Genomic DNA, 12,545 nt, shown 5'->3' on the forward strand with positions numbered 1-12,545 from the left:
GGGGGTTCCCTGTGGATTTAACTTACCTATGGTTATTTCGATCGCCTCACAGAAAGGTGGTGTTGGCAAGACATCATCCGCTATATCACTTGCAGCTGGCCTTGCGCGCCGGGGAAAGCGTGTCCTTCTCATCGACATCGACTCACAAGCTAACAGCAGCAAGGTGCTGCTCGCTAACTATCCACAGATCCCCAAGCAGCAAACCGTCTTTGCAACAATTCTTGAGCGAAGTCCCCTGCCAACGCACCCGACGAGTGTTGCAAACCTTGAGATTGTCCCCTCGCACATCTTGCTCTCGAACACAGATGTCGAGCTTACGACTGCCATCGATCATCGCGAGGAGCGGCTCAAGAAAGAGCTCGATGCCGTCAAAGACAACTATGACTACATCTTCATTGACTGTCCGCCTACCCTGTCATGGCTGACCATTAACGCCTTTACAGCCTCAGATAAAGTGCTCGTCGTTGTTGCCCCTGGGTACTTCGAGCTTGACTCGATTGTTCAGATCAGCAAGACGATCAAGGAAGTCAAGGAGTACTTCAATCCTCACCTTGAGCTAGCTGGCTTTCTGTTCACCATGAGTGACCCGACGGTCAATAGCAAGACCTCGCTGCAGATTCTGCGCCAGACCTATACGGGCGCCGTCCTTAACACGGTCATACCTCGAAACACCGACTTGCGGGACGCTCACTTTAACCGCCAGGATGTCTTCTCATTCAACCCTAAATCGGCTGCAGCACTCGCCTATAGCAAGTTGATCGGTGAGCTGTTTGAAGTATGAATAAGAAGTTGAAAATCGATGCCATAACAAGTGACCTTGAGGGATCATCATTCTTCCCAAGTAAGCCGGCAGCTCCCCAGCCAGTGGGTCGCTATTCCAAGCTGCTTACTTTGGACCGAGAGCCAACTCAATCGGCACCTGTTCGCTCTAGCGACCGCCCGACCGGTAGACCGGGCGACGAGGCGACCGCCCGACCGGTAACAAAGCAGGGCATCAAAAGAACGCTTGTTCGCCGCGGGTTTGAGTTCGGTGATGACCAGCTGGCAGCGCTCAAGAAACTGTCGCTTCAGGAACAGCTAGACGGCGAAGACGGCAGCATGAGCGCAATGGTGCGCGAAGCCCTCGATGACTACTTCACTAAGCGTGGACTGTAATCTCTCTTTTCATAGCTCCCCCCATACGCTCTAGCGACCGCCCGACCGGTAGACCGGGCGACGAGGCGACCGCCCGACGAACCGGCCGATCGGCCGACCGTACGGGACTATACACAGGTATTTCTATTTGCTTCACTGGTTACGGAGCTCCAGCGGTAGTGAGATTTCACAGCTGGATTACTGACGCACGTTGGCTATAAGGCACTCGGTTCACTACCGAGAGAGCATGAGACACTGATCCCGTTTTAAACAACATGCCAACACTATTTTTTCGTTGCTTGGCAACGGGGAGAAAAGCGGACAGGGCTACCAATGAATCGTAACCCCCGGGGGTTCTAGGGGGAGGGGCCATTGCGGCTTGGAGTAGACAAACGGGCTCAATCCACAAACTAGTGGATCGATCTATGACGCTGTGCAGCAGCCGTTTCCCGAGGAACTGAAATCTCAGTTCCTTGACTTTAGCGAGCATCAAACTTGATCGAGTAGCTTGTGTACCCGGACGGGTGGCGTACCGTCTCAGGCCGGTACATGAGCCGGTACATCCAGTGGAAGCAGTGGGGCGCCCTGTGGGCGATCAGTAGCTGGAAGGAACAGCCCGCTGACCAGCGGGTTCGAGGGGTGCCAAGACGGGGGGAGTCAGCCGCACCTCAGGGTCAGAACCCAGCTCCCTGCGGTCGGCGGCGCGGCTGACTCCCCCCGTCCTCTCCGCCTGCACATGGCTTCGCGCATGGCCCAAAGGGTGATGCAGGCTCCGAGGCCACCCCCAAGGGGGGACACAGTGGCTGGCCCGGCGGCTTTCCTTCCAGACCTTCCTTCCGCCGTGCCAGCAATAAGCCGCGTACGCGGATGAGTGGATTCGGCGTTGCCGGAATCCTTCGAGCTGGATACTCCAGGAACCTGGGCCCCAAGAACTGGTGGGTGTGAGCCTGCCGGGTTGTTCCTCCGGGTTTTGTGTCTGCCTTCCTCGCACGCCTTCGCAGGGTGCCACATGGCATTCGGCGCTGGTTCAAGGCGACCGATGGTCCCGCTGCGGCGGCTCGTTGCCACTCGGCCTTGACCAACCGCCGGCCATGCGGGCGGGATAGGGCGTCGCGAGGAAGCGACAGAAAGGAGGTGAGGTCGATGTACTACCGAATAACGCAGGTCTACGAGGTCCCAGCCCGAAGCCAGGTTGAGGCAACAGATGAACTCCTGCGTGCCCGTGAGACAGGAACGGATCGAGGGTTTCTCATTCACACCACGATTCGCCCGCAGCAGCGAGGACTAGGAAGCGTTTCCGCGCCGGCATCGTGGTGGCGCTTGGTTCTCCGCCAGCTTGTCGGGCGATGAGCCCGGCTGGCCCGTCCGGATAGCGGCGGGCAGTGCTCGAAATGTCCCATATTTTCCCGCCTGCAGGCGTTTATCCCCTTATAGGGCGGGCAGGCTACATATAATTCGGATTCTCTGCCAGCTTCCCCAATCTGCAAGGGTTCGGGTTTCCTCGCCACCGCCTCCAGGGTTGGAGCTGCATGCAACCCACACTCGATGAGATCCGCTCGTGGGCAGCCACCGTTGATGTTGGCCGGGCAGCCCAAGCGCTCGGGATTTCCAAGTCTCACCTGTATGAGTTGATCAAGGCTGAGCTTGTGCCGTTTCGTGTCGTCCAGTTTGGCCGGCGCTACCGTGTGATCACCGCCTCCCTGCTCTCGTATCTTGAGGCAACAGGGTAGGGAAGGGATCGCCGCCACCCAGTCTCTCGGGGGGATTCCTACCGTAGGTGCACTATGTCCGATCCCATTTACAAAGTCGTCCTCAAGGACGGGACGGTTCGCTACCGCTTTGTCATCGACGCGCCACCTGACGCGACTGGCAAGCGCCGGCAGATCCGCCGGACCTTCGACACCAAGAAGGAGGCGCGGGACGAATACGCCCGCATCCGCCACCAACGGGCAACCGGCAGCTTCATCGCGCCCTCCAAGATGACCGTTGACGAGCTCCTGGACATCTGGCTCGCCACCGCGACCCGGGACGTTGAGGAAGCAACCGCCACCAACTACGACAACGCGATTCGTCCCGTGCGCCTGTTCCTCGGACAGAAGCGAGTGCAGCAGCTCACCGAGGAGGATGTCGAGGCCCTGGTCGACTGGATGGCCACGAAAGGCCGGCAGCGCGGCGGGAAGGTTGGTTCAGGCCTCGGGCTTCGCTCAATCCGTCTCACCCTCGGCCGATTTCGCTCCGCCCTCACCCTTGCCGTCCGCCGCGGCTGGGTGACCCGGAATGTTGCCCAGTACGTGACCATCTCCCGCGAGGTGAAGCAGAAGGCCAAGGCCGTCACGCCCAAAGAGCGCCCCTGGGACGAAACCGAGGTCAAGGCCTTCATCGGGGCCATTCAGCAGGACCGTCTCTACGGCGGCATGATGCTTTCACTCATCGCCGAGCGGCCGGCCGAGGTCTGCGGTGCCCGTTGGGAAGAAGACGTCGACCTCGACCAGGGGACCGTTGCCGTGTGCAACACCCGCACCATCGTCTACGACCGGACCTTGGAGCGGGGACAGCGCAACAAGGTCGTTGAGAAGGACACCAAGACCGATGCGGGAAAGCGCGTCCTGCCGTTGCCGGTCCCAACCATCAAGGCGCTGCGGACCTTCCGGGCCGTCCAGGCCGCGGAGAAGCTCGCGGCGGGTCCGGCGTACAACGACAGCGGCTATGTCGTCGTGGACGGGTTGGGCAACCCCTTCAAGACCGACAAGCTCCGCCGCGAGGCCTACCGGCTCATGAAGCTGGCCGGGGTACGGCAGGTGCGCCTCTACCTGGCCCGCCATGCCGTCCTGTCCTGGATGGCCAACAACGGGGTGCCCGACACCGTCGTCTCCGCGTGGGCCGGACACACCGACCTGTCCTTCACCAAGCGGGTGTACGTCCACCCCGATCCGCAGAGCCTCAAGGCCGGGTCGGACAAGCTCGGGCAGCTGCTCGCCTGAAGATCCACAGGAGACTGTGACAACATGTGACACGCTGTCCGCCCGAAACACCAGAAGCCCCGGCTCACATGATGTGAACCAGGGCTTCTGACCTGCGACGATGGAGTTGAACTCCAGTCGGGACGACAGGATTTGAACCTGCGACCCCTTGACCCCCAGTCAAGTGCGCTACCAAGCTGCGCCACGTCCCGTGGTCTCGGTGCCGCGCGGCGGGGCCTGGGGGGCTCTGCCGGGTGGCTTCTCGACCTTGTCTCCGGTTGTCCCGGCGACGTGGAAAACAATACAGCACGTCGGGGGGTGCTCGCTGCCAGGTATCGGGGTGGGGGTGGTCAGGGGGTGGGGTGGCGGGCGTCGTAGGTGAGGAAGGCGGGGCGGCGGGCGGCGAGGAGGAGGACGCAGGCGACGCAGGCGAGGCCGCCGGTGATCACGGAGGTGGCGGGGTTGCTGAGGGCGGCGACGGCGCCGGACTCGAAGTCGCCGAGGCGGGGGCCGCCGGCCACGACGACGATGAAGATGCCCTGGAGGCGGCCGCGCATCTCGTCGGGGGCCGCGACCTGCATCATCGTGTTGCGGAAGATCATGCTGACGGTGTCGGCGCAGCCGGCCACCGCGAGCAGCAGGAGGCCGGGCCAGAGGCTGTGGAGCGCGCCGAAGGCGGCGATGGCGAGGCCCCAGGCGGAGACGGCGGCGAGGATCGCGACGCCCTGGCGGTGGACCCGGCCGACCCAACCGGAGAAGAGGGCGCCGATCAGGGCGCCGACGGCCGGGGCGGAGACGAGCAGGCCGACGGTGCGGGCGTCGCCCGCGTAGAAGGTGACGGCGATGGCCGGGAAGAGGGCGCGCGGCATGCCGAAGATCATCGCGGCCAGGTCGGCGAGGAAGCTGGTGCGCAGGTTGGGCTGCTCGCGCAGGAAGCGCAGGCCGTCGAGGACGGAGGCGCGGCCCTTGCGTTCGCCCTGGGGCCGCATGGCGGGCAGGCGCCACATGGCGTAGAGGGTGCCGGCGAAGGCGACGGTGTCGACGAGGTAGGCGGCCTGGGCGCCGAAGGCGCCGATCAGGACACCGCCGAGCATCGGGCCGACGGTGAGGCCGAGGTTCATGCTGACGGTGTTCAGGGCGTTCGCCGCCGGGAGCTGGTGGGCGGGGACCAGCCGGGGGATCATCGCCGAGCGGGCGGGCGAGCTGAGTGCGAAGAACCCGGCCTGGAGGGCGACCGCCGCGTAGAGGACGGCCACCAGGCCGAGCCCGGCCAGGGCCTGGGCGGCGAGCAGGGCGGAGACCGCGGCCAGGCCGGCCGAGCCGATCAGACCGAGCTTGCGGCGGTCGGCGGTGTCGGCGATGGCGCCGCCGTACAGGCCGAAGGCGACCAGCGGGAAGAGCGAGAACAGGCCCACCAGGCCGGTCGCGAAGGCGGAGCCGGTCAGATCGTAGACCTGGACGGAGACGGCCACCGCGGTCATCTGCTGGCCTATGGAGGACACCGCCTGGCCGGACCAGACCCGGCGGTAGTCGGGGTGCTCGCGCAGCGGGCTGAGGTCGGCGAAGGCCCTCCGGTACCAGGGAACGTCCGCCGGGGCGGAGGAAGCGGCCGGGATGGGGGAAGCGGCCGGGGCGGGGGAGGTGGCAGGGGAGGTGGCAGAGGAAGGGGCGAGGGCGGCGGCCGGGGCTTCAGGGGGTTGGTTGGTCGTCACAACGGTCCATGGTTGCTCCGGCCTCCGCCGATACCAACACCGGGTCCCGCTCTGCCCGCCCGCCGACCCGCCCGCCGACCGGACTCCGCGCCCGGTCGGCCGACGACGCCGCTCCCGCGCCCTACCTGCTCAGCACCTGCTTCTCCCCCGCCTCCACCGCGAAGTCCAGCCGGTTGCCCGGCGGCGGGAACGGGCAGATGAAGTGGTCCGCGAAGGCGCAGGGCGGCAGGTACGCCCGGTTGAAGTCGAGGACCGTCCGGCCGTCCCCGTCGGGCGCCGGCAGGGTGATGAAGCGGAACCGGTAGGTGTCGATCCCGCTGGTGGCGTCCGCGATGACGCCGGTGAGGCGCTGCCCGGCACGGCTGACGGTCAGCGTGCGGTGCTCCCCGGCCACGGTGAACTCGATCGTCCCGGTGACCGCCAGCGGGCGGTCCTTGCCGTCCGCGTTCGCGACCAGTACCGACTGCCCCTCCTCCTCGAAGGGGGTGTAGACGGCGGGTACGGCCCACTCGGGCGCGTACGGGTAGGCGGCGATGCCCGCGAAGCGCGTCCGGCCGGGCGAGGAGGGGTCGAAGACCCGCAGGGCGAGCTCGCCCTCCCGCTCGATCGGGACGAGCAGCAGCTCGCCCAGGGTGGCGGTGTCGGCGGCCGGGTCGGTGTCCGGGCGCAGCAGCACCTCACCGTCCACCGGGCCGTCTGCGCCGTCGACGGTGATGCCGTCGGCCGCCGCGGCCCGCAGCCGGACGCCCTCGGCGTCGGCCCACCACCGGCCGGGCAGGCCCGGGACCTCGACCGGTTCGGGCTCCAGCCAGTGCGTTCCGGTGAGGGCGAGCTGGCCGTGCGGCGCGCTCACCGACGCCGCCCGCCGGTCACTCCAGTGCTTCCAGTCCTCCGCAGCCGTCGCCGTCATCGGTCAACCCTCCCGGTCCGGTCCGCGGACGGCCCGCCGTTCGAGCCGTCCGTCTCGGTCATCCTGCACAACGCCGTGCGCCGGTACGGATCATTCCCCGGCCTCGGCAAGCCGCCGACCCCGCAAGGAGACTGCAAGGAGCCCGTAAGACACCGCAGGACACGGCAAGGAGCCGCAAGCAGACCGCAACACGGCGGCAGTGCGGCGGCAACACGGCGGCCCGGACACCGGGCCCTCAGCCCCCCTCAGCCGCTCGGTCCTTCAGCGGCCGGAACAGGCCCTCCTGAACCACCGACACCACCAGCTGCCCGTTCCGGTCGAAGAGCTGCCCGCGCGCCAGACCGCGGGCGCCGTGGGCGATCGGGGACTCCTGCTGGTAGAGCAGCCAGTCGTCGGTCCGGAACGGCCGGTGGAACCACATCGCGTGGTCCAGCGAGGCCATGTCGAAGTGGCGGGTGCCCCAGAGCGGCTCGACGGGGGCACGGACGGCGTCCAGCAGCGTCATGTCACTGGCGTACGTCAGGGCGCAGACGTGGATCAGCGGGTCGTCGGGCAGCGGACCGTTGGTGCGCAGCCAGACACCGCTGCGCGCCTCCACGTCCACCAGTTCCTCCTTGTTCCAGCGCAGCCGCTCGACGTAGCGGATGTCGAAGGGCTGGCGGCGGCTGATGAAGGGCGGCAGCTCACCGAGCCGGGAGCCGACCTCGTCCAGGGCGCTGGGCAGGCCCTCGGGCGCCGGGACCGACGGCATCGGGTACTGGTGCTCGATGCTGCCCTCCTCCGGTCTGTGGAAGTCGGCGGTCAGCGAGAAGATCGACCGGCCGCCCTGGATGGCGAGCACCCGGCGGGTGGTGAAGGTGCGGCCGTCGCGGATCCGGTCGACCTGGTAGACGATCGGCACGCCGGGCACCCCGGGCCGCAGGAAGTACGCGTGCAGCGAGTGGACGGGGCGCTCGCCCTCGACCGTGCGCCCCGCCGCGACCAGCGCCTGCCCGGCGACCTGCCCGCCGAAGGTGCGCTGCAGCGCCTCCTCGGGGCTGCGCCCCCGGAAGATGTTCAGTTCGATCTGCTCCAGGTCCAGCAGATCGACGAGGTCGTCGACGGGGGTACCCATGCGCGCGCTCCCTCTCGTGATTCCGATCGAGTTCTCCAGGTCATTCGAATTCTCCGGCGACCCGGGTCATTCCCGCTCACCGGCCCCCAGCGACCGATTCACTCGAACGTGAAAACGAGTGGACAGGTCGACGAACGGCCGCGCACGCTCGAACCGCCCTCGGGGCAGGGCGAAGCAGGAAGCAGGAGGATGGGGAGGTGATCCAGGGTGACTTGTTCGACGATCAACCCGACGACCGGCCGGACGGCCAATCCGACGATCGGCCCGACGACCGGCTCGGCAGTTTCCCGGGCGCGGGCGGTCGGGCCGCGCGGGTACGGTCCGAGCCCGCCCCCGGAGCCGTCCTGCTCCCCGGCTGGCTGGACCCCGCCGCGCAGCTCCGGCTGGTCGCCGCCTGCCGGGAATGGGCCCGGCCGCCCGCCGGCCTGCACAGCGTGCGGATGCCCACCGGCGGGGTCATGTCGGTGCGGATGGTCAGCCTCGGCTGGCACTGGTACCCGTACGGCTACGCCCGCGTCGCCGAGGACGGTGCCCCCGTCAAGCCGTTCCCGGCGCTGCTCGGGGAGCTGGCCCGACGGGCGGTGGCGGAGGCCTACGGTGACCGGGTCGGGGAGATCGCGGGCGCGACGGCGTACGAACCGGACACCGCGATCGTCAACCACTACCCGCACGGCTCGAAGATGCGCCTGCACCAGGACCGCGACGAGCGCGCGAACGCCCCGGTGGTTTCGCTCTCGCTGGGCGACGACTGCGTCTTCCGGCTCGGGAACACCGCGACCAGGACCCGGCCGTGGACCGACCTGGAGCTGCGCAGCGGGGACCTGCTGGTCTTCGGCGGGCCGGCCCGGTTCGCGTACCACGGGGTGGTCCGGACGCTGCCGGGGACGGCGGATCCGGCACTCGGGCTGGTGGGACGGCTCAACGTCACGGTCCGGCAGTCCGGCCTGAGCGCATAGGGGGCGAGGGGCTCAGGAGCCGAGGGGCACAACAGCCGAGGAGACAGCAGCCGAGGAGAGGAACGCCCTACCCCAGCAGCCCCAGCCGCCGCGCACAGGACGGCCAGGCCTCCCACCCCTGCTGCCGCACGATCTCCTCCCCGACCGTCGTCTGCTCCCACCGGTTCGCGTGGTCGGGCCGGTCCGCGAAGTGCAGACCGCCGGACTCCGCCCAGGTGGGCGGCCGGATCTGCAGGCCGCCGTAGAAGCCGTTGCCGGTGTCCGCCCGCCAGTCGCCGCCGCTCTCGCAGTCGGCGAGCTCGTCCCAGACCAGGTCCGCGACCCGCGGCGCCGCGCCGGCCCGGACACCGCCCGAGACCACGACCGCCGCCACCACCACGGTCATCGCCACGGCGATCACCACCACGGCAGCCATCGCCACCGCCACCGTGGAAGCACCCTCCCGGATCACGGCCCGGGACGTCCGTTCCTCACTCGCATACGGCACGGCAGCCGACCCTAGGCAGGTCGGCCCCGACCGGGCCGCCACCCGCCCCGGACACGCCGGGAACGCCACCGGCCGCTCCCCCGCGTGGCGGAGGAGCGGCCGTGACACGACCCGAGCCGACCGACGGTCAGCTCATCGGGTCTCAGATGCTCAGGGTCTGACCCGGGAAGATCAGGTCGGGGTTGCCACCGATGACCTTGGCGTTGTTCTTGTACAGGTCGTGCCAGTCCAGGCCCTTCGCGGCGGCGATGGAGCTCAGGGTGTCACCGGACTTGACGGTGTAGTCGCCCTTGGCCGGCTTGGCGCCGTTCCAGGACTTGGCGGCGTCGGCCTTCGGCGCGGCGTCGGCCTTCGGCGCAGCGGCCTTCGGGGCGTCAGCCTTCGGCGCGGCAGCGGCCTTGGGGGCGGCAGCGGCCTTGGGGGTGGCGGCCTTCGGCGCGGGGGCCTGCGCCGGCTTGGCGGCGGAGGAGCCGGCCGTGGTGTCGACGGCGGCCGGGGCGCCGCCCTTGGTCAGACCCGCCTTGACGGAGCAGACCGGCCAGGCGCCGGGGCCCTGCGAGGCGAGGACCTTCTCGGCGACGGCGATCTGCTGCGCCTTGGTGGCCTGGTTGGCCTGCGCGGCGTAGGCGGTGCCACCGTACGCGGCCCAGGTGCTGGAGGTGAACTGCAGACCGCCGTAGAAACCGTTGCCGGTGTTGATGGCCCAGTTGCCGCCGCTCTCGCACTGGGCGACGGCGTCCCAGGTGGAGACGGGCGCGGCGGAGGCCGAGGTGGCCGTGACGAGGCCGGCCACCGGCAGGGCCGCGACAGCGGCGCCCGCCACGACGGCCATCCGAACGCGGTTGCGCTTGGTGGCGGCGGTGGTGGCAGCGGCGTTCTCGTGACGGAAGGTCATGGGGTTCCTCTCGACAGCCCCGGGCGGGCATGCGGAACCAGACCCTGGAGAGGGCCGCGTTTCGCTTGCCGCGTCCGTCGGACGGCCGTGCACGTGTCGGACGTGCCGCTGCCGCCCCGGCCACCCAGCCACTCGCCGGCGACCTGTTCGAGCGATCGCGTCGGCGGGCACCTGCCGCGCCCGGCGGGACCGGGGGGCGGTGCGTCGGGGGTGAGCCCGGGTGGCGCTCGTTGCGCCGCCAAAGAAGCTACGAGCCGGTCACCGGGGAAACCAAAACTCCACCGGTCTGCCCAGCTCAGCAGCGGGTTACCGACGGTAACGACCATCGATTCATGACCGAAATGTCCGGTATGGCCATTGATTCCTAGATCAAACATCGATGAGCCGTGACCCACCTCACAGCTTCATTCCGGCAGTCCCGCCCTCGACATCGACAGATTGCGACAACGAGAACACATGGCGCGATCGGATCCGGGGCAATTCCCGTCAGCCTCGACGGGCACCCGTGACGCCTGACACAAGGGCCCGTTGGGCATGGCGACCTCCCCGAGTCCGCCCCCCGTGACCCCAACCGCACCCATCCGAGGAGACCCTGTGCCGCGCATGCTCGACGTCAGCGACGAGGTCCGGTCCGAGATCGGCGACGACGAGGCCGACCGCCTGCTCGGCGGCGACCGCGCCCCCGACAGCTACGAATGCACCTCCTGCCGCACTCCGGGCGACACCCACGCGGAGCCCACCAGCACGGTGCTGTTCGTCGGTGACGAGACCGCCGTCCTGGCCTTCGCCCACGCCCGCTGCATCCCGTCCCAGGTCGTGCCGGTCGCCGAGGAGCAACTGGCCGGCGCCGTCCGCAGCATCAGCCAGTCCCAGCCCGCCGCGCCGAACCTGACGGCCCCTGCCCCGGACTTCGCGGTGCCCACCCGGGACTTCGCCACCCCGGATTTCCCCGCTCCGGCCTTCCCCACCCCGGACTTCCCCGCTCCGGAGTTCGCCGTCCCCGCGCAGGGCGCCGCCGGGGCCCCGCCCCAGCCGGCCGCCCCCGGCCAGGCCGCCATCCTCGGCATCACCTGCGGGCTCGTCCTGCACGGCAAGGTCGGCCACGCCGCACTGGTGGTCGAACCCACCGGCCCGGTCGGCCGCCCCGGCAGCACCTCCGGCGAGGACGAGTTCCTCGACCTGCTCCAGGACGCGGGCTTCCAGCGGGTCGGCGACCTCGACGAGACCCCGGAGCAGCTGCCCGGCTGGTCGGTCCTGGTCGCCATGGGCAAGCTGCACGCGATCCTCCAGCCCGCCGCGGCGGGCGGCAGCACCGGCTGGTGGCAGGCGCACCAGCCGCTCCAGGTCACCGACGCCTGGCGGATGGCCGCCAGCCAGCTCTCCGAGGTGACGATGTACGCCGTCCCGGCCGGCATGGTCGGCCGTCAGCCCCGCGAGGATCTGCTGCGCCAGGCGCTGGAGCGGGCGGTGGCGCTGGGTCAGGTGGTCGCCGCCTCCCTCCCGCTGGCCGGCACCTGATCCGCTCCGGCGCTTCGGACGGTGGCCGCTGACCGAACCCGGTCAGCGGCCACCGTCCGTCAGACCCGCCCGTCGACCGCCGCCCCGGCCCCACCCCGGCCCCGGCCGCCGAACGGCTCCCGGCCCCGTCCACCGAACGCCCCGCATCCCCCACCGCCCCTCACTCGTTGGCCCCTACGTGTACAGCTACGACGTCTCCGCGCCCGCCGGACGGTCCACCACCTCAGCCCGCTCGATCCCGGGCATGCGCCCCTCGTACGACGCGGAGCACCCTCACTCGACGACCCCGATCTACGACGAGCTGTACTCCGAGTACCGACGACTGTTCCGTGCCCTGCCCGGCGACCGCTCGGGCGAGGAGGACCTGAGGTTCACGGGCTTCGCGATCCGCGACAGTCATCCGCTGCTCGGCGAACAGCGTTCGTACCCGCACCCGCACCCGCCCCAGCACCAGGCCTTCCACACCTACGCGGGCCAGCCGTCCGGCCTCCCCCAGTTCATGCCGTCGCAGTCGCAGCACTCCCCCACCACCAGCCGTCCCGGTCCCACCCCCGCCCCCGCCCCTGACACCGGCACCGGCACCGGCACCAGCGACGGCCACGAACACGGTCACCGCCAGAGTCACGGCCACGCCCCGCCCCCCTCCCCCCAGTTCACCAACGGCCAGGGCTGGGTCGCCGCCGGCTACCTCGGCCCGCTCCCGCACGCGACCCCCGCCCCGCCCCCAGCGCCCTCCCCGGTGCTCGGCACGGTCACCGGCCTCGCCGCCCAGTCCACCGGCGGCCGCCACCGCCACATGCTCTCGCTCCCCCCGGGCCGCGCCGGCGACCACCACTGACCCAGCCGGCAAACCCGGCGG

General features: G+C 69.0%; 12 protein-coding genes and 1 tRNA gene. 7 read left to right on the plus strand and 6 right to left on the minus strand.

Features of this window, described 5'->3' with window-relative positions:
* The first annotated feature begins 28 nt into the window (after nucleotides 1-28).
* The 4 genes from ACZ6Z8_RS34340 to ACZ6Z8_RS34355 all read left to right on the plus strand — a co-directional run bounded on the left by ACZ6Z8_RS34340 (nucleotide 29) and on the right by ACZ6Z8_RS34355 (nucleotide 4,115).
* Nucleotides 29-781: a ParA family protein gene (locus ACZ6Z8_RS34340; protein ID WP_465613931.1), complete on the plus strand. Its 753-nt coding sequence runs from the start codon at nucleotides 29-31 to the stop codon at nucleotides 779-781.
* Complete coding sequence (locus tag ACZ6Z8_RS34345; RefSeq protein ID WP_465613932.1) at nucleotides 778-1,155, plus strand: hypothetical protein; 378 nt, start codon at nucleotides 778-780, stop codon at nucleotides 1,153-1,155. Before ACZ6Z8_RS34340 ends, ACZ6Z8_RS34345 begins: the two co-directional genes overlap by 4 nt.
* 1,508 nt (nucleotides 1,156-2,663) lie before the next feature.
* Complete coding sequence (locus ACZ6Z8_RS34350) at nucleotides 2,664-2,864, plus strand: helix-turn-helix domain-containing protein (RefSeq protein WP_465613933.1); 201 nt, start codon at nucleotides 2,664-2,666, stop codon at nucleotides 2,862-2,864.
* Nucleotides 2,865-2,918: 54 nt separating this feature from the next.
* On the plus strand, nucleotides 2,919-4,115 hold the full coding sequence (locus ACZ6Z8_RS34355; RefSeq protein ID WP_465613934.1) for a tyrosine-type recombinase/integrase: 1,197 nt from the start codon (nucleotides 2,919-2,921) through the stop codon (nucleotides 4,113-4,115).
* 117 nt (nucleotides 4,116-4,232) lie between these two features.
* Here the strand turns inward: ACZ6Z8_RS34355 and ACZ6Z8_RS34360 are convergent.
* The 4 genes from ACZ6Z8_RS34360 to ACZ6Z8_RS34375 form a co-directional block, all read right to left on the minus strand.
* Nucleotides 4,233-4,306: transfer RNA gene (locus ACZ6Z8_RS34360), tRNA-Pro, on the minus strand.
* Nucleotides 4,307-4,444: 138 nt separating this feature from the next.
* Nucleotides 4,445-5,806, minus strand: coding sequence for an MFS transporter (locus tag ACZ6Z8_RS34365; RefSeq protein ID WP_465613935.1), 1,362 nt, complete (start codon nucleotides 5,804-5,806; stop codon nucleotides 4,445-4,447).
* Nucleotides 5,807-5,927: 121 nt separating this feature from the next.
* Nucleotides 5,928-6,716, minus strand: a complete 789-nt coding sequence (locus ACZ6Z8_RS34370; protein WP_465613936.1) for a DUF1684 domain-containing protein — start codon at nucleotides 6,714-6,716, stop codon at nucleotides 5,928-5,930.
* A gap of 235 nt (nucleotides 6,717-6,951) precedes the next feature.
* Complete coding sequence (locus ACZ6Z8_RS34375; protein WP_465613937.1) at nucleotides 6,952-7,830, minus strand: acyl-CoA thioesterase; 879 nt, start codon at nucleotides 7,828-7,830, stop codon at nucleotides 6,952-6,954.
* Nucleotides 7,831-8,174: 344 nt separating this feature from the next.
* Here ACZ6Z8_RS34375 and ACZ6Z8_RS34380 point away from each other — a divergent pair, with 344 nt between their 5' ends.
* Complete coding sequence (locus ACZ6Z8_RS34380) at nucleotides 8,175-8,786, plus strand: alpha-ketoglutarate-dependent dioxygenase AlkB (RefSeq protein ID WP_465613959.1); 612 nt, start codon at nucleotides 8,175-8,177, stop codon at nucleotides 8,784-8,786.
* Between the two features lie 67 nt (nucleotides 8,787-8,853).
* On the opposite strand, the gene ACZ6Z8_RS34385 is transcribed toward ACZ6Z8_RS34380, so the two are convergent.
* Nucleotides 8,854-9,273 carry a transglycosylase family protein gene (locus ACZ6Z8_RS34385; protein WP_465613938.1) on the minus strand — a complete coding sequence of 140 codons (420 nt, stop codon included), beginning with the start codon at nucleotides 9,271-9,273 and terminating at the stop codon, nucleotides 8,854-8,856.
* 142 nt (nucleotides 9,274-9,415) lie between these two features.
* The gene (locus ACZ6Z8_RS34390; protein ID WP_465613939.1) at nucleotides 9,416-10,168 is read right to left on the minus strand and encodes a transglycosylase family protein; all 753 of its coding nucleotides are present in this window, start codon (nucleotides 10,166-10,168) and stop codon (nucleotides 9,416-9,418) included.
* A 594-nt stretch (nucleotides 10,169-10,762) separates the two neighbouring features.
* Here ACZ6Z8_RS34390 and ACZ6Z8_RS34395 point away from each other — a divergent pair.
* The gene (locus ACZ6Z8_RS34395; protein ID WP_465613940.1) at nucleotides 10,763-11,686 is read left to right on the plus strand and encodes a hypothetical protein; all 924 of its coding nucleotides are present in this window, start codon (nucleotides 10,763-10,765) and stop codon (nucleotides 11,684-11,686) included.
* 178 nt (nucleotides 11,687-11,864) lie between these two features.
* The gene (locus ACZ6Z8_RS34400) at nucleotides 11,865-12,524 is read left to right on the plus strand and encodes a hypothetical protein (RefSeq protein WP_465613941.1); all 660 of its coding nucleotides are present in this window, start codon (nucleotides 11,865-11,867) and stop codon (nucleotides 12,522-12,524) included.
* The last annotated feature ends 21 nt before the right edge of the window (nucleotides 12,525-12,545 follow it).

It is taken from the genome of Kitasatospora sp. NPDC101108 (assembly GCF_055584725.1).